Origin of the sequence: Pseudomonas peradeniyensis, from assembly GCF_014268935.2 — a bacterium.
Lineage (GTDB): Bacteria > Pseudomonadota > Gammaproteobacteria > Pseudomonadales > Pseudomonadaceae > Aquipseudomonas > Aquipseudomonas peradeniyensis.
The window spans coordinates 1006768-1024424 of record NZ_JABWRJ020000002.1 but is presented as its reverse complement, the minus strand read 5'-3'; the positions used below and the strand labels follow the sequence as shown (position 1 = coordinate 1024424).

The following is a 17657-nucleotide window of genomic DNA, read 5'->3' as shown; positions in this document are numbered from 1 at the left end:
AATCCAGCCTACAGCCCCAATTTCAGGCTTCTTCCGGGTAGCGATACTCGAACACCCGCACCACTTCCGAGGCATGCCAGGATGCCGCCTCCATGCCATCCACCGGCCCGGAAAACCGCCCCAGGCGCTCGACACACTCGAAGAACCCGGTACGCGGCAGACGGCTGGCCCCCTGGCTGATCACCAGCGAGCTGCGCAGCGGCTGCTCGGCGCGGGCGTCGAGCGTCGCCAGGTACTCGAGGGCCGCCGTCAGGGTCTGCATGGCCGGGCTGGGCAATTGCAGACGCTCGAGCAGCGCACGGTACGTGAGCAGGTGGCGTTGACGGCGGGCCAGGTCGAGCTCGGTCAGCAGGCTCTGCCACTGCTGACGGCTGATCCTGACCTGACTCATGACGGCTCGCTCCAGCCGGACACGCCCAGGTGCCAGGCCAGGCTGCGCAGGATCGCAGCGTCCGGGCGTCGCTCCCCGGACTCGATCATCGCCAGGTAGGCCGGGCTAATGCCGACACTGCGTGCCAGTTGCTCCGGGGCCAGGCCCTTGGCCTGACGCAAGGACGCCAGCTGGTCCAGGGAGGACTGGCTGGTACTCGGTTGAGTGCTCTCGTTGTGACTGACTGAGTCGGGAGCTACGGCCGGCGCCTGGCCTGCGGCCGCCAGCAACTTCTGATAGTGCTCCCAGGGAACCACTGCGTACTCGGGCTGACCGTCCCGGCTGATGACCTGAATACCCATACAACCCCCTTGACGTTGGATTACGGCATGTAATCCGTAGGCATAACCCTTATGCCAATTATATTACCAACCTCGGGGGTCTGTGCGGAATCAGCTGCCAGGACGCTCAAGGCGCAGGGCCTCGGGAGTATCAGGCAGACGCTCGACCACCCGCAGCCGTTCCGGCGACTGGGCATCGCGCCAGGCCTTGAAACGGCCCAGCTCATCGGCCACGGTCTTGAGCACCCAGCCCAGCACGGCGATGTCATCGAGCAGGCCGACACCCAGCAACCAGTCGGGGATGGCGTCCAGGGGGCTGACGAAATACAGCAGCCCGGCAACGATGGTCACCAGCGCCCTGGGGCTGACGGCGCGGTACTCGCCACGCCACCAGGCCAGGCACAGCGCCTGCATCAGGCGCAGGTCCTCGCGTAATTGGCCCAGCTTCGGCCCCTTGCGGGCTACCGCGAACAGCAGGGCCGGCAGCCGGCCACGACTGAGCAGGCGCTCGGCCAAGGGCAGGAAGCGGGCGAAATTCCAGGGTGCGCTCATGGGACCTCCAGAGGAGCAGGGGTTATCCACATTTATTGTGGATAACCTTGTGAACAGGGCGACATTGACGCCGCGTGGTGCCCGCCGGGCAAGGGCCAGGTACGAATCGGGCGTTTTTTACACAACCGTTTCAACCGCGCAAACGTTTTGCGACACCGGCACCCGCGTCTGCGCGGCTACTGCTTGCGACAGTGAATGACGCCGACGGTTCGCGTCAAGCCGGACTGAAAACGACGACGCCCCGTCGAAACGGGGCGTCTTCTTGCAACGGGCCGGGTATTACTTGGCCGGTGCCTGGTCGGCCTTGGCCGGATCCTTGATGGCAATCAGTTCCAGGTCGAAGACCAGGACCGAGTTGGCCGGGATCAGCGGGCTCGGGCTCTGGGCGCCATAGGCCAGCTCAGCCGGGATGTACAGCTTGTACTTCTCGCCGACGTGCATCAGTTGCAGACCTTCGACCCAGCCCGGGATCACGCCGCTGACCGGCAGGTCGATGGGGCTGCCGCGCTCGACGGAGCTGTCGAAGACCTTGCCGTCGGTCAGCTTGCCTTCGTAGTGGACGGTGACCACGTCGGTCGGCTTGGGTTGCGGGCCGTCGGCCTTCTTGACCACTTCATACTGCAGGCCCGAAGCGGTGGTGATCACGCCAGGCTTCTTGGCGTTTTCCTCGAGGAACTTCTTGCCGGCGGCGGCAGCTTCCTCGCTGGCCTTGGCCAGGCGTTCCTCGGCGCGCTTCTGCAAGGCGGTGAAGGCTTCGACCAGCTCTTCGTCCTTGATGCGCTGCTCTTTCTTGCCTACCGCGTCCTCGATGCCCTGGGCGACGGCTTTCGAGTCCAGGTCGTCCATGCCTTCCTGGGCCAGGCTCTTGCCCATGTTCAGGCCGATACCGTAGGAGGCCTTCTGTGCCGGAGTCTTCAGCTCGACGCTGCTGGTCTGGGCGTCGCAGCCCGCGAGGACCAGGCCTACCAGGGCAACCGCAGCCGCCAAACGATGCTGTTTCATGTAATTTCCTTGTTCATGCGCCATGAGGGCAATCAGGGTAAAGCCGCGAGCTTAGCAGGCGGCCGCGACCAATGGCTACCGGCATAAGAGCGGGTTGCGCGCAGGAAGTTCCTGGGTGAAAGGTTGTTCATCCTCGGCGCTTGAAGCCAATGGCCAGTATTGACGGTTCAAGGGCGTGTTGCCGGATGAATTTCATACAGGCCGCTGCTCTTCCTCTCGCAGCGTCAGCACCTCGAACCCGCTTTCGGTCACCGCCACCGTGTGCTCCCACTGCGCCGACAGGCTGTGGTCACGGGTGATCACCGTCCAACCATCGCGCAACCCGCGCGTACCACGCCCGCCCTGGTTGATCATCGGCTCGATGGTGAACACCATCCCCGCTTGCAGCGCCATGCCCAGGCCGCGCTGGCCGTAGTGCAGCACCTCCGGTGCCTCGTGCATCTGCCGGCCGATGCCGTGCCCGCAGTACTCGCGCACCACGCTGTAGCCGGCGGCCTCGGCGTGGGCCTGGATGGCATGGCCGATATCGCCGAGCGTCGCGCCGGGGCGCACCTGCTCGATGCCCTTCCACAAGGCGGCATAGGTGGTGTCGACCAGGCGCCTGGCCTCGTCGCCGATCTTGCCGATGCAGTACATCTTCGACGAGTCGGCAATGTAGCCGCCCTGCTCCAGGGTGATGTCGACGTTGACGATCGAGCCTTCCTTGAGCACTTCGTCGACCTTGGGCATGCCATGGCAGACCACATGGTCCACCGAGGTGTTCAGCGAATAGGGGAAACCGTACTGGCCCTTGCTCGCCGGGCGGGCCTTGAGGGTTTCGACGATGAAGGCCTCGGCGCGGTCGTTGATCTGCATCGTGGTCACACCGGGGCGAATGAAACCGTCGAGGTCGGCGAACACCCGGGCCAGCAGTTGGCCGGCGTTGCGCATCAGCTCGAGCTCGGCGGCGTCCTTGAGGATGACCTTGCTCATTGCAGCAACTCCTTGAGGTTGGCCTGTTCCTGGCGCAGCAACTGGCGCAGCAGTTCCTGGTAGGTCGCTTGCGGGTGCAGTTCGGCCAGCATGCCGATGCGGATCCAGTGCTCGGCCTGGGCGTTGATCGAACGCGACAGCGCGGCGCTGGCCACGCGCAGGTCTTCGTGGAGGTCGTCGGAGATCTTGACGATGCCCATGTGTGGTTACCTATATATGAAACGTATTCGAATCATATATCCGTCCGTTTGCATGTGTCATCCGTTGGTGCGTGGCTCCCCGTATCGGTGCACACCCGTCACAGGTCAAGCCCATGCCACCTCGCTGAGCGTGGGCGCGGGCTTGCCCCGCGATGACATGGCCCGGGATTTGCTGCTCATACGCCATCGAGACCATCAACGCCGATGGTCCCCTCCCATCACGACGAAGGCGCCGTGTTGCCCCGCTTGCCGTTTGCAGGCCGGGCAGCCGGCGCCTTTGTCGTTTCATCAGCAGGAGATTGCCGATGAGCGACAGCCAAGAGCGCAGTGTGTGCCCGTATTGCGGGGTCGGCTGCGGCATCGTCATGCACGTGAGCGATGGCAAGGTGATCAAGGTCAGTGGCGACAAGCAGCACCCGAGCAACTTCGGTCGCCTGTGCACCAAGGGCCAGAGCGCCCATGTGCCGCTGCAGGTCGGACGCATGGCCCACGCCTTCGTGCGCGACCAGCGCAGCCAGCAGCCGGCGCGCCGCAGCCTGGACACCGCCATCAGCGAAACCGCCGCGCGGTTGCGCGCGATCATCGACACCCATGGCGCGGATGCCTTGGCCTTGTACGTGTCCGGGCAGATGTCGCTGGAAGCCCAGTACCTGGCCAACAAACTGGCCAAGGGCTTCATCCGTACCCGCCATATCGAGTCCAACTCGCGGCTGTGCATGGCCAGTGCCGGCAGCGGCTACAAGCAGTCGCTGGGGGCGGACGGACCGCCGGGCAGCTATCAGGACTTCGAACGCGCCGAGGTGTTCCTGGTGATCGGCGCGAACATGGCCGACTGCCACCCGATCCTGTTCCTGCGCCTGCTCGACCGGCTCAAGGCAGGGGCCAGGCTGATCGTCGTCGATCCCCGGCGCAGCGCCACCGCCGACAAGGCCGACCTGTTCCTGCAACTGCGCCCGGGTACCGACCTGGCGCTGCTCAATGGTCTTTTATACCTGCTGCATGCCAACGGCCACACCGACGCGGATTTCATCGCTCGCCACACCGAGGGCTGGGAAGACCTGCCGGCGTTTCTCGAGGACTACACCCCGCAACGGGTCGCGGCCATCACCGGGTTGGACGAGGCCGACATCCGCGAAGCCGCCCGCCTGATCGGCGAGGCCGGTGAATGGATGAGCTGCTGGACCATGGGCCTGAACCAGAGCATCCACGGCACCTGGCACACAAATGCCCTGTGCAACCTGCACCTGGCCACCGGCGCCATCTGCCGCCCCGGCAGCGGGCCGTTCTCGCTGACCGGCCAGCCCAACGCCATGGGCGGCCGCGAGATGGGCTACATGGGGCCGGGCCTGCCGGGCCAGCGTTCGGCGCAGGTGGCGGCGGACCGCGCCTTCGTCGAGCGGCAATGGCAGCTGGCACCCGGCACATTGCGCAGCGAGGGCGGTGAAGGCACGGTGGCGCTGTTCGAACAGCTCAAGAGCGGCGAGGTGAAGGCCTGCTGGATCATCTGCAGCAACCCGGTGGCCAGCGTCGCCAATCGCCAGCAAGTGATCGACGGCCTGAACCAGGCGCAACTGGTGATCAGCCAGGACGCCTTCCTCGACACCGAGACCAACCGCTATGCCGACATTCTCCTGCCGGCGGCGCTGTGGGCCGAGGGTGAAGGGGTGATGATCAACAGCGAGCGCAACCTGACCCTGATGCCCCGCGCCGTCGAACCGCCCGGCGAGAGCCTTGAGGACTGGCGCCTGATCGCGCGCATCGCCTGTGCCCTGGGCTACGCGCATGCCTTCGACTACCCCGACGCCGAGGCGGTGTTCGATGAGATCCGCCGCTTCCATAACCCGGACACCGGCTACGACCTGCGCGGCATCGACTATGCCGGGCTGCGCGCCAGCCCCCGGCAGTGGCCCTGCGCGCCGGGGCGCGAGGATGACCGCAGCCCGCTGCGCTATCGCTACGACGAACACGGCCAACCAGCGGCGCTGGCCTTTCCGACCGCCACCGGCAAGGCGCGTTTTCATGCGCGGCCCTGGCTGGCGCCCGCCGAGCTGCCGGACGACGTCTACCCCTTCGTCCTCAACACCGGCCGCGTGCAACACCAGTGGCACACCCTGACCAAGACCGGCAAGGTCCCAAGCCTGAACCGCCTCGAACCCGCCCCCTTCGTCGAGATCCATCCCGACGATGCCCGGCGCCTGGGCATCGGCGACAAGGACCAGGTGGCGATCCGTTCACGCCGAGGCCAGGCGCTGCTGCCGGCCCGCCTCAGCGACCGGGTGCTGCCCGGCGGCTGCTTCGCGCCGTTCCACTGGAACGACCTGTACGGCGAGCAGTTGGCGATCAACGCGGTGACCAGCGACGCCGTCGACCCCACCTCGCTGCAACCGGCCTTCAAGTACTGCGCCGTAACCCTCGAACGGGTCGCGGGCGAACGCATCGAGATCCTCGACCTGAACGTCACCATTCCTGCGGAGCCCGTCACCATGCCGACCGCCACCCTCGCCCGCCTGCTGGGCCTGGAGACACGACCTGCTCCGGTGCTTGTCGAAGAGGAGCGCCATTACCTGCAAGGCTTCCTGCTTGGCCTGCAGCAGACACGGGCCGAGGGTGTGCCAAGCCTGCCGGCCACCGCACCATTGGCGCCAGCCCGGCGCCTGTTCGTCGATGGCCTGCTGGCGGGGCTGTTCGCCCAGCCCCAAGCACAGGCGGCAGTACCTTGCCATCGCGTGTTGTGGGCCTCGCAGACCGGCAACGGCGAGGCGCTGGCCGAGCGCTGCGCCAGACGCCTACGCGAGGCGGGGCTGAAGGTGGAGCTCAGCAGCATGGAAAGCGTCAGCCCGACACAACTGCGCGGCTGCGCCAGCGTACTGCTGATTGCCAGCACCTTCGGCGACGGCGACGCCCCGGACAGTGGCGCCGCGTTCTGGCAGGCCCTGCAGGGTGCGAGCGACGCCGACTGCGCCAAGCTGCCCTATGCGGTGCTGGCCCTGGGCGACTCCAGCTACGATCAGTTCTGCGGCTTCGGCCGCAAGCTCGACCAGCGCCTGGCGGAACTGGGCGGCCAGCGCCTGCTGGAGCGGGTCGACTGCGAGCCGGATTTCGATGCCGCATTCAGTGCGTGGCTCGAGGCCCTGCTGGCGGCCCTCGGCGCAAGCACCCCCGCGACATCGGCACCCGCAACCGTCGAATCTCACGGCAGACACCAGCCATGGCCTGCGCGCCTGGTGCAGAACCGCCTGCTCAATGGCCACGGCTCGACCAAGGAGACCCGCCAACTGGTGTTCGACCTCGCAGGTAGCGGCCTGGACTACCAGCCCGGCGATGCGCTGGGGGTGTGGCCGCGCAACTGCCCGGCGCTGGTCGAGGAACTGCTCGGCCTGATGCAGCTCGATGGCCAGGCCGTGGTCGAGCTTGAAGGCCAGCAGCCAATGCCCCTGAGCCTGGCCTTGGAACGGCATCTGGAGATTGCCCGTGTCACGCCACGACAGCTCGAGGCGTTCAGCGAAAACGCGCCCTCTCTGCAACAGCTGCTGCAGCCTGAATGCCAGACCGCGCTCAAGGACTGGCTGTGGGGCCGGCAACTGGCCGATGTACTGCGCGAGTTCCCCCGGCAATGGCCTCTGGCCCGCTGGCTGGAACTGCTCAAGCCCCTTCAGCCACGGCTGTACTCGATCAGCTCGAGCCCCAAGGCACACCCAGGGCAGGTGCACCTGACGGTGTCCACAGTGCGCTACGGCGAACGCAAGGGGGTCTGCTCGGCCTTTCTCGCCGACCGTGCGGCGAATGTCGAAGTGGCCATCTTTGCCCAACCATCCAAACACTTCCACCTGCCCGACGACGACGGCACGCCCATCGTCATGATCGGCCCCGGCACCGGCATCGCGCCCTTCCGGGCTTTCCTCGAAGAGCGCCGGGCACGTGCAGCGCCTGGCCGCAACTGGCTGTTCTTCGGCGAGCAGCACGCGCAGCACGACTTCTACTATCGCGAGCAGTTGCTGGCCTGGGAAGCGCAGGGCCATGTACGCCTGAGCACCGCGTTCTCCCGCGACCAGCCGGAGAAGATCTATGTGCAGCAACGCCTGCTGGAACAGGGCGCCGAACTGTGGCGCTGGCTGCAGGACGGCGCGCATGTGTATGTCTGTGGCGATGCCCAGCGCATGGCCCGGGATGTGGATGCGGCCTTGCGCCGGGTAGTGGCGCAGCACGGCGGCCTGGACGAGACCACGGCAGCGGCCTATGTCGAAGGGTTGGGGCGGGACAAGCGCTACCGGCGGGATGTGTACTGATGCACCACGGTGGTGAGTACTGCACCCTGCTTGTGCGGCCACATCACCTGGCCAACTGATGCCCAAAGGCAGCGTGACACGCTGCAAGCCTTGTGGGAGCGGGCTTGCCCCGCGATGACCGGGAGCCTGGCACACTCCCTGCTTTACCCAATGCACAACAGCCCCAACGACCAACGGCGGTCAACAGGGGCCTCACACTGATGAGTACAGGCAAAGGCGCCTGGAGCTTCCGCTCCAGGCGCCTTTTTCGTTTTCCGTGATCGAGGATCGGCTATGCAGGCAACAGCGAACGGGGCACAACGAGCACGACTGGTCATCGTCGGCAATGGCATGGTCGGCCATCACTGCGTCGAGCAGCTGATCGAACGCGGCGCCACGGCACACTTCGAGCTGCATGTGTTCGGCGAGGAGCGCCAGCGCGCCTACGACCGGGTACACCTGTCGGAGTATTTCACCGGTAGCTGCGCCGAGACCCTGGCCCTGTGCGCCCCGGATTACTACAGCCGCCACGGCGTGCACCTGCACCTGGGCGAGACGGTGCTGGACATCGATCGCGAGCGCCGGGAGCTGGTCACCGCCGAGGGCCGCCTGGGCTATGACCAGTTGATCCTGGCTACCGGTTCCTATCCGTTCGTGCCGCCAATCGAAGGTTCCAGCGGCAATGCACGCCTGGTCTACCGCACCCTCGAGGACCTCGACGCGATCCGCGCCGCCGCCGCGGATGCCCGCCGTGGCGTGGTGGTCGGCGGCGGCCTGCTCGGCCTCGAGGCAGCCAACGCCCTGAAGTCCCTGGGCCTGGAGGCACATGTGGTGGAGTTCGCCCCACGCCTGATGCCGGTACAGCTGGACAGCGAAGGCGGCGCGGCACTCAAGGCACGGATCGAGGCCCTCGGCGTGGGCGTGCACCTGTCCCGCGCGACCCAGTCGATCAGCCCAGGCGAGCAGTACCGCTACCGAATGAACTTCGACGGTGGCGAACACCTGGAGACCGATCTGATCGTCTTTTCCGCCGGCATCCGCCCACAGGACGCCCTTGGCCGGGCCTGTGGCCTGGAAATCGCCGCGCGCGGAGGTGTTGTGATCGACAGCCAGTGCGGGACCTGCGATCCACGGATCTTCGCCATCGGCGAGTGCGCGTCGTGGAACGGCAGCGTGTTCGGCCTGGTCGCCCCCGGCTACGCCATGGCGCGCAACCTGGCCGCGCGGCTGCTGGGCGAGGCGGCGGACGACTTCACCGGCGCCGACATGTCAACCAAGCTCAAGCTGCTGGGCGTGGATGTCGGCTCGATCGGCGATGCCCACGGCGCCACGCCCGGCTCACGCAGCTACCGCTTCATCGACGAGGCCAACAGCGCCTACCGCCGGCTGGTGGTGGATGCCAGCGGCAAGCACGTGCTCGGCGCGGTGCTGGTGGGCGACAACAGCTACTACGACACCTTGCTGCAGTATGCCCAGAACGGCATCGCCCTGCCGGCCGACCCGGCCGCGCTGATCCTGCCGCAAGGCGGTGGCGCGCCGGCCCTGGGCGCCGATGCGCTGCCCGACAGCGCGACCATCTGCTCCTGCCACAACGTCAGCAAGGGCGCGGTGTGCGCCGCCATCGACAGTGGCTGCGGCGACCTCGCCGCCGTCAAGGGCTGCACCAAGGCCGCCAGCGGCTGCGGTGGCTGCGCGGCACTGCTCAAGCAGGTCTTCGAGCACGAACTGACCGCCCGTGGCGTGACGGTCGACAAGAGCCTGTGCGAGCACTTCGCCTACACCCGCCAGGAACTCTACGGGCTGGTGCGGGTGGAAGGCATCCGCACCTTCGGCGAGCTGCTCGAACGCCATGGCAAAGGCCACGTCGGTTGCGACATCTGCAAACCGGCGGTGGGCAACATCCTCGCTTCATGCTGGAACCAGCCGATCATGGACCCGGCACTGGTGCCGCTGCAGGACACCAACGACACCTTCATGGCCAATATGCAGAAAAACGGCACCTACTCGGTGGTGCCGCGTATTCCTGGCGGCGAGATCACCCCGCAGAAATTGATCGTGATCGGCCAGGTGGCGCAGAAATACGACCTCTACACCAAGATCACCGGCGGCCAGCGCATCGACCTGTTCGGCGCCCAGCTGCATGAACTGCCACTGATCTGGGGTGAACTGATCGCCGCCGGCTTCGAGACCGGACACGCCTACGGCAAATCGACGCGCACGGTGAAATCCTGCGTCGGCAGCACCTGGTGCCGCTATGGCGTGCAGGACAGCGTGGCCATGGCACTGCGTCTGGAGGATCGCTACAAGGGCCTGCGCTCACCGCACAAGCTCAAGTTCGCGGTATCCGGCTGCACCCGCGAATGCGCCGAAGCGCAAAGCAAGGACATCGGCGTGATCGCCACCGACAAGGGCTGGAACCTGTACGTGTGTGGCAACGGCGGCATGCGCCCGCGCCACGCCGAACTGTTCGCCACCGACCTCGACGACGAAACCCTGGTACGGCTGATCGACCGCGTGCTGATGTTCTACATCCGCACCGCCGACAAGCTCCAGCGCACCTCGGTATGGCGCGAGGGCCTCGAAGGCGGCCTCGAGTACCTCAAGCAGGTGGTGATCGACGACAGCCTGGGCCTGGCCGCCGAACTCGAGGCACAGATGCAGCAGGTGGTCGATCGCTACGAATGCGAATGGGCCAACGCCCTGGGCGATCCGGAAAAGCTCAAGCGCTTTCGCACCTTCGTCAACGACCAGCGCGCCGATCCGGATGTGCACTTCGTGCGCGAGCGTGGCCAGCGCCGGCCGGCGGCGCCACTGCAGCTGATTCCCACCCATGAGGAGGCGATGTGATGAGCCTGTCCAACACGGCAGTAGCAAGTGAAACCCGCTGGCAGGCGGTGTGCCAGGCCGGCGACCTGGTCGCCGACTCCGGGGTGGTGGTGTGGCACGAGGGTGAGCAGGTGGCCTTGTTCTACCTGCCGGGACAGGGGCGGGAGCTGTACGCCGTCGGCAACCGCGACCCGCGCTCGGGCGCGAACATCATCGGGCGTGGGCTGGTGGCCAGCCTGGGAGCAACCGTGGTGGTAGCGGCACCGCTGTACAAGCAGCATTTCTGCCTGCAAAACGGCAACTGCCTGGAAGATCAGACACAGCGCCTACCGGTGTGGCCGGTGCGTATCCGTGGGATGACGGTCGAACTGGGACAGAGACTCAGATAACGATCAGCCTGCCGGGGCATGCCCCCGGCCGGTGCCCGGCTCTTGCCGCGGGTAATCAGTTCAGCCGCAAGCCTGCCTTGATGGCTTCCCAATGGGCGAGGTCGACCGCCTCCAGCGGTGTTTCCTTGCTATAGCTGACTGCCACGAAACGGGCCTGCCCGCTTGGCGCGTAGGCCAACTGACGCTGGTACGAGACCACTTCGCCGCGCTTGAACTGCAGGCTGACTTCCAGGCCGTGGATGCCATGATCGACGCCTGCGCTGACCGGCTGTGGTTCGCTGATGACCGCCCCCAGGCGCTCACGCAACTGCGCCAGTTGCTGCTGGTAAAGCGCCTCCAGCGTCTGCCCGGCCGCCAGCGGACTGCGGGCGATCACCAGGGTGGTGCCACGCTGACGGAAGGTCAGCATGTTCATGGTGGTGTCTTCGGGTGTTTCATCGCCCAGTTCGAGGACCAGATCCTGGGTCAGGTAGGCGGTCATAACGCAGCTCCATGCATCGAAGTGGCACACGCTAAAGCTTCACGGCTTCGCCTGCAAGGGAGGAACTGCCGCCCGGTGACGAACATCACCCAGACGTTGCAGGTCTGGCCCGCACGGATACACTGCCGGGCATGAACCTCGATACCCGCATCAAGTTCCGCCACCTGCTGTGCTTCCTGGAGATTGCCCGGCAGGGCAGCCTGGCCAGGGCCGCCGACGTGCTTGCGATCAGCCAGCCGGCGATCTCCAAGACCCTCAAGGAACTGGAGGAGCTGCTCGAGGCACGCCTGTTCGAACGTGGCCATAACGGCGTTACCCTGACCCCGGCCGGCACGCGCTTCATGCGCTACGCCGGCCCCAGCGTGCAGGCGTTGCGCGATGGGGTCGGCAGTGTGCGCGGCGAGGCGCGGGCGCCGTCGCAGGTGCGCATCGGCGTGCTGTCGACAGTCGAAGGGCTGCTGATGCCCGAGGTGCTGTGCCGCCTGCACCAGCGTCACGAAGCGTTGCTGATCAGCGTGGTGACCGGGGCCAGTGCCCAGTTGCTCGGCCAGTTGCACCTGGGGGAACTGGAGCTGGTGGTCGGGCGGATGACCGACAGCCCGCAGATCCAGGGGCTGTCGTTCGAGCACCTGTACAGCGAGTCGATGACCCTGGTGGTGCGCCCGGGGCATCCGCTGCTGGCGCAGCGACCCGTCGAGCGCAGGCAGGTCGGTGATTACCCGCTGGTGCTGCCACCGCCGGGGACGACCATCCGCCAGCATGCCGACAGCCTGTTCGTGCAATGCGCCATTGCGCTGCCGGCGCAGCGCCTGGAAACCCTGTCGCTGGCCCTGAGCAGGCGCTATGTGCTGGGCAGCGAGGCGGTCTGGGTGGCGCCACGGGACGCCGTGCTGATCGACCTCGGGCGTGGCGAGCTGGCCGAACTCGACCTCGGCGTGCGCGAACCGGGCGGGTCGGTGGGCATCTGCCGCAATGCGGCCCTGCCCCAGAACCTGCCAGCGCAGTGGGTGTGCGAGGTGCTCCGCGAAGTGGCTGAGGCCTATCGACTCGGGACCTATCCCTGACAACCCGGCGGGCATCTTCCTATACAATCCCCGCCAGTTCCCAGCGCCTCCAGGACCCCTTTCATGGACGAAACCGCGCAGCACTGGCTGCATGCCCTCTCCGCCCCCATGGCCGCCCTCAACGGCGCCAGCTACACCGCCCCCGACTATTTCGAGGGCGAAGACCAGACCGACCTCGAGCGCTGGTGGGGCATCAGCAACCGCGCCCAGTTGCTGGACATGCTGAGCATGGCCGACAACGGCCACGCCACCGAGATGAGCGAGGCCTACTGGCAGTACCAGCGCTGCCTGCCCAGCCAGTGGCAGGCCCTGCTCGACACCCTGCCCCCGCGCGAGCGCATCCGCCACGAGTACGCCGCCCGCACCTTCCCCGACTGCGGCCCGGGCGGCACCCGTGCCTGGGACTTGGGGCGCATGGGTTTCCTGCTGCGTGCCGGGGTCAAGAAGGGCCTGATCGATCGCGACGAGAGCCTCTACCTGCATTACCGCCTGGCCCTGCGCGCCCGCCATTACTACAACCGCTGGGACGGCTACCTGGCCGGCTACCTGTTCGGCAAGGCGCTGTGGAATGCCAGCGACAGCAGCGACGAGACCCTGGCCGCCAACCTCGAGCGCCAGGGCTGCGAGCACTGGAACCGCTGCATCGTGCTCAACCTGCGCCTCGGCGCCCATGACCTGCTGGCCGGGCTGCCCTGGGACATGCCCCTGCCCGAGCCCGTACGGCCCACCACGCTGGAAGAGGACTGCTGGTCATGAGTTGCTGGATTCGCCTGGGAATCGAACCGACCCAGGACCTGGACACCATCCGCCTGGCCTATCGCGGCCGCCTGCCCTCGCACCACCCGGAAACCGACCCCGAAGGGTTCCAGGCATTGCGGGCAGCCTACGAGGAAGCGTTGCGCCTGGCCCGCGATCAGGCGCCCCGGGAGGCCGAGCCCGTCGCCGAGGAAGACGCCCCCCATCCGGCACTCAAGCAGTTCCACACCCTGCTCGAGGAGCCGTCCCTGCGCTTCGACCCACAAGCCTGGCAGCGCTATATCGCCGAACTGGACGAGTTGCCGCTGGACGAACTGGACGACCTCGGCTGGCAACTGCTGCACACCCTGCGCGACTGCGGACCGCTGTCCCACCACTGCGCGGGCCTGCTGGCCCGGCGCCTGGGCTGGGCCGAACAGCTGCTGCGCCTGGACGACCGCCACGAAGTGGAGGCTTTCCTCGACCGCCTGGAAGAGCCCGACCCCTTCGACACCGCCTGCATGCGCGACTGGCCGGCCAGCGCACAGATGGAAAGCCTGTGGTATTTCCGCAGCCTCGAGTACTGCTACCAGCAACGCCCACTGTTCGAATACGAGCAATTTGCCGGCGTGCATACCTGCCTGGCCATGCCGGATGACCCCGCCCTGGTACAACGCCTGCTGGTGCAGTTCAGCCAGGCCGGCATCCCCAGCCGGACCTTCCACGACCTGCTCCAGGCACGCCAGCAACAGGCCCCGGACGATGCCGACCTGCTCTACCTGCTGGCTCGCCAGGCCGATGCCCTGGGCGCCGAGCAACAGGCCCTGGACTGCTGGTTGCGGCTGTATCGCGAACACCAGCACCCCCAGGCCGAACGCTGGCTGATCGACCTCTGCGCCCGTCACCAGCCCCAGCGCCTGCCGTTGCTGATCCAGGCCTTCGACCGCCTGCACACCCCGGCCGGCTGGCCCGCCGAGCTGGACGACCCCGCGCAGAACTGGGGCAGCCCCGGGCAGTCCCCGCAGACCCTGGCGCGCTGGTCCGAAGCCTCGCGCCTGGAACTGCAAGGCATCGCCGCGACCTTCGTCGACTGGCGGCTGGACGGCGACGACGAACTGCCGCTGCTCGCCTGGCTGTTGCAGGACCAGCAGGACCACGACCTGCACCGCCTCTACTGGCAGGCCTGGGCGCTGCAACGCGGGGAAGCCGGCCTGCTACGCCAGGTGCTCGCCCAACCGCTCGCCGAAGATGCCCTCGACGCGCTGATTCTCGAAGGCTTCCAGCGCCAGGCCAGCCAACAGTTGCACTGGCTTGAACAGGCCCCGGTGGTCAAGGTGCTGGTGGACTTCTGCGCCAGCGAGGACCCGGTGGCGGTCCTGCCCGAGGCCTTGACCGAAGACGCCATTCGCCCGGTCTGCCGCGAATGGCTGCGGCGCATGCGGGTCTACCCGGCCCACGCCCTGCACGCCCTGAATGCGCAATTCGACATGCGCCGCCTGTTCACCACGCCGTTCGCCCTGCAACTGCAGGACACGCTCGCCGAGACCGGCGTAATGCTGCCAGCCATGCCCGAGGGTGACGCGCTGTGGAACTGGCACCGCCAGCACTTGTTCATGCTTGCCCTGCTGGAGCAGCCCTCGCGCTGGCTGGCACTGATCGATCCCGTGCTGCCCGGGCAATTGCACTACCCGGTAGAACACCCGTTCGCCGCGGCACACGCCCTGCTCTGCCAACAATTGGCCAGCCCTGACGGCTGCATTGGGTTGCTCGGCAGCCTGGACATCCACGACCCTGTGCAGGCGATGATCTCGGCTCGCCTGCTGACCCTGCAGCAGGCGCTCAACAGCACCCGCCTGCCAAGCGCCCAGCAACTGCTGGCCTGCCTGGAAAACGACGACGGCACCCTGCGCAGCGACTATCCGTTGGGCTACCTGCTGTTCTGCGCGGTGCTGTACCACGACCGATCACTGGACGAACAACAACGCGCGCGGTTGCACCAACGCATTGAAGCCGCACAGCTTGAGGATGCCTGGTTCGACGCATGGCGCCAGGCATTGCTGGACGGCCGACCCAGGCGGCCGCCGATCGGCGTGCTTGGCGCTCAAGGCATCGACAGCCGTGCGTTCACCGACGTGCAGGATGCGCTGCGCAGCCTGCTCGGCGAGTGCACGCCACCCAGGACCCGGTTGCTGCGCGCCCTGCAGAAGGTCAAGGATGATCCCGAGCAGGATCCCGGCCTGCGCTGCGCGATCATGGCCGTACTGTCCTGGAGCGAACGCATGCTGCTCAATGAGGTCAAGGAGCCACCGGCGCCGATATGGGCCTTCTGGAAGCTCAAGAGTCGCCTGAACCGCACCGGCCTGGCGGCGCATGTCGCGCTCATCGCCTTGTGCGCCAGCCTGATGCTCCATGTACCGGGCGTGATGGTGGTGATCAGCGTGTTGGCAATCAGCGGCTTCCTGCGTCGCCTGCGCGATCTCGGCCACGGTGTGCCGACCCTGATGGTGGTGATGCTGCTGACCCGGGTGCTGCCCTTCTCGTCACTGGTGCTGCTGGGCCTGCCCGGGGACAAGCTGCCGAACCGCTACGGCCCGGTACCCGGCAAGGGCCCGGCACTGGAAGGTGGCCTGCAGGCCACCTTGCGCCGGCTCAACGGTCAGTAGCGCAGTTCGTCCAGCGCCTGGCTCAACGCCTGGCGCTCACGGCTGATCTCACCGGCCTGCTGCCCGGCGAGCACGGCGTTGAAGGCGTCCAGCCAGTTGCCGATCAGCTCGCGCTCGTCGCCCAGGCTCTGCATCCAGGCCCGCTCCAGGCGGGCAAGCAAGGTCCGGTTGGGCAACGTGTCACGCGGGTGGATCTTCAGCCGCGCCAGTCGTTCCTCGCTGGCCAGGCGCGCCTCGGCATCCAGCCCGGTGGGGCTGCGGTCGATGCTGTGGCTGTGCTTCTGGCCGCTTTCGAGGAAGGTCACGTCCACTTCCAGCAGACCGTTGATGTCGTAGCTGAAACGCACGTCCAGTGACTGGATCTCGCCGGTCGACTGCAAGGGGATCTCGAAACTGTCCACCAGGATGTTGTCACGCACCCACGGCCGCTCGCCCTGGTACACGGCGATGCGCACGAACTTCTGTTCCGGGTGGCTGCTGTAGAAGCGCTGCACCTTCGAGGTGGGGATCACCGTATTGCGCTCGATGATCGGCGAGAACGCCCCGGTGACGTCCTCGCCCCGGGACGAGGCCACACCGAGGGTGTAGGGGCAGACATCGGTCAGGATCAATTCGTCGATGGCTGCGTCGCGGGCCTTGCAGGCGGCCTGGCTGGCCGCGCCGAGGGCGACGATGGTGTCCGGGTCCAGGTGCCGGTACGGCAGGCGGCCGAACAGCTTGGCCACCAGTTGCTGCACCTGCGGCATGCGCGTGGCGCCGCCGACCAGCACCAGGCTGTCCAGCTCGCGCGGGCTCAACCGGGCATCGCGCAGGGCCTGTTCGATGGGCGCTCGCACCCGGGTCAGCAAGGGCGCCCAGATCGCCTGCAGCTTGAGGTCGTCCAACCGCCACTCGCGTGACTGCACTCCATCGTGCCAGTCCAGCACGCGGCTGCCCTCGCCCGCCTCGCGCTTGAGCTGTTCGATGGCGTCATGCAGGCTGGCCAGGGCCTGGGGTGCAAGCTCCTCGGCCTTGAGATTCCAGTCGCGCAGGCAGGCCTGCAACAACGCGTCGGTAAAATCCTCGCCGCCCAGATAATTGTCGCCGGTGGAAGCATGCACCTCGATCAGCGGCAAGGCGTACTCCAGCACGGTGACATCGAAGGTGCCGCCGCCCAGGTCGAACACCAGGGTGCGCTCGAACTTCTGCTCGTGCAGGCCATAGGCCATGGCCGCGGCAGTCGGCTCGTTGATCAGCCGCTGGACCTTCAGCCCGGCCAATTCAGCCGCGAACACCGTGCGCTTGCGCTGCTCGTCGCTGAAATACGCCGGCACCGATATCACGGCTTCATCGACCGCGCAGCCCAGGTACGCCTCGGCATCCTGCTTCAACGCGCCCAGCACCAGTGCCGACAATTCTTCAGGCGTGAATCGATGCTCCCCCAGCTCATAACGCTTGTCGCTGCCCATGAAACGCTTGAACGCCGCGGCGGTGCGCTCGGGGTGCGTGGTCAAACGCGCCCGGGCGGCCTGTCCGACCAGGATCGAGCCGTCGTCATCGACACTGACCACCGAGGGGGTGAGCACTTCACCCACGGCATTGGGGATCAGCCGAGCTTCACCGTCCTGCCAGACGGCAATCAGGCTGTTGGTGGTGCCGAGGTCGATACCGAGCAGTGGCGTGGAATAGGTGGGGGCGTTGGAGAGGCTGGCATCCTGCATGATCGGTCTCTGGCTTGCGATAGGAACCGACGCGGGGCCTGCTGGCCACATGCGGCGGACAGGGGCATTCTGGCGCAATGCCAGAAACAAAAAAAGC

Annotated in this window: 14 protein-coding genes; 6 read left to right on the top strand and 8 right to left on the bottom strand. The window is 66.8% G+C overall.

Annotated elements, in window-relative coordinates:
* Positions 1-22 precede the first annotated feature (22 nt).
* The 6 genes from HU751_RS14100 to HU751_RS14075 form a co-directional block, all read right to left on the bottom strand.
* Positions 23-391 (bottom strand): hypothetical protein, encoded by a 369-nt coding sequence (locus HU751_RS14100; protein ID WP_050703980.1) that lies wholly within the window; start codon positions 389-391, stop codon positions 23-25.
* Complete coding sequence (locus tag HU751_RS14095; protein WP_186732039.1) at positions 388-732, bottom strand: helix-turn-helix domain-containing protein; 345 nt, start codon at positions 730-732, stop codon at positions 388-390. Before HU751_RS14095 ends, HU751_RS14100 begins: the two co-directional genes overlap by 4 nt.
* Before the next feature lie 90 nt (positions 733-822).
* On the bottom strand, positions 823-1263 hold the full coding sequence (locus tag HU751_RS14090) for a YkvA family protein (RefSeq protein WP_050703978.1): 441 nt from the start codon (positions 1261-1263) through the stop codon (positions 823-825).
* 279 nt (positions 1264-1542) lie between these two features.
* The gene (bamJ, locus tag HU751_RS14085; RefSeq protein WP_050703977.1) at positions 1543-2265 is read right to left on the bottom strand and encodes a BamJ family beta-barrel-assembly machinery protein; all 723 of its coding nucleotides are present in this window, start codon (positions 2263-2265) and stop codon (positions 1543-1545) included.
* 192 nt (positions 2266-2457) lie between these two features.
* Positions 2458-3237: a type I methionyl aminopeptidase gene (gene map / locus HU751_RS14080; RefSeq protein ID WP_050703976.1), complete on the bottom strand. Its 780-nt coding sequence runs from the start codon at positions 3235-3237 to the stop codon at positions 2458-2460.
* A complete protein-coding gene (locus HU751_RS14075; protein ID WP_050703975.1) occupies positions 3234-3437 on the bottom strand; it encodes a ParD-like family protein in 204 nt (67 codons plus the stop codon). Before HU751_RS14075 ends, map begins: the two co-directional genes overlap by 4 nt.
* Positions 3438-3742: 305 nt before the next feature.
* On the opposite strand from HU751_RS14075, the gene HU751_RS14070 reads away from it, so the two are divergent.
* From HU751_RS14070 to nirD, 3 genes are all read left to right on the top strand, one after another.
* The gene (locus tag HU751_RS14070) at positions 3743-7723 is read left to right on the top strand and encodes a bifunctional nitrate reductase/sulfite reductase flavoprotein subunit alpha (RefSeq protein WP_186732038.1); all 3981 of its coding nucleotides are present in this window, start codon (positions 3743-3745) and stop codon (positions 7721-7723) included.
* 273 nt (positions 7724-7996) lie between these two features.
* Entirely contained in the window at positions 7997-10549 is a 2553-nt protein-coding gene (gene nirB / locus HU751_RS14065) for a nitrite reductase large subunit NirB (RefSeq protein ID WP_186732037.1), read from the top strand.
* Complete coding sequence (gene nirD, locus HU751_RS14060; RefSeq protein ID WP_186732036.1) at positions 10549-10917, top strand: nitrite reductase small subunit NirD; 369 nt, start codon at positions 10549-10551, stop codon at positions 10915-10917. Before nirB ends, nirD begins: the two co-directional genes overlap by 1 nt.
* A 55-nt stretch (positions 10918-10972) precedes the next feature.
* Here the strand turns inward: nirD and HU751_RS14055 are convergent, their stop codons facing one another.
* Entirely contained in the window at positions 10973-11398 is a 426-nt protein-coding gene (locus tag HU751_RS14055) for a DcrB-related protein (protein ID WP_186713076.1), read from the bottom strand.
* 131 nt (positions 11399-11529) lie between these two features.
* Between HU751_RS14055 and pcaQ the strand changes: the two genes are divergently transcribed.
* The 3 genes from pcaQ (at position 11530) to HU751_RS14040 (ending at position 15860) form a co-directional block, all read left to right on the top strand.
* Entirely contained in the window at positions 11530-12462 is a 933-nt protein-coding gene (gene pcaQ / locus HU751_RS14050; protein WP_186732035.1) for a pca operon transcription factor PcaQ, read from the top strand.
* Positions 12463-12525: 63 nt separating this feature from the next.
* Positions 12526-13218 (top strand): DUF1266 domain-containing protein, encoded by a 693-nt coding sequence (locus HU751_RS14045; protein ID WP_186732034.1) that lies wholly within the window; start codon positions 12526-12528, stop codon positions 13216-13218.
* Positions 13215-15860, top strand: coding sequence for a molecular chaperone DnaJ (locus tag HU751_RS14040; protein ID WP_186732033.1), 2646 nt, complete (start codon positions 13215-13217; stop codon positions 15858-15860). The genes HU751_RS14045 and HU751_RS14040 overlap by 4 nt, the downstream gene beginning before the upstream one ends.
* Here HU751_RS14040 and HU751_RS14035 read toward each other — a convergent pair.
* On the bottom strand, positions 15854-17560 hold the full coding sequence (locus tag HU751_RS14035; protein ID WP_186732032.1) for a molecular chaperone HscC: 1707 nt from the start codon (positions 17558-17560) through the stop codon (positions 15854-15856). The two genes, HU751_RS14040 and HU751_RS14035, sit on opposite strands and share 7 nt — an antisense overlap.
* Between the last annotated feature and the right edge of the window lie 97 nt (positions 17561-17657).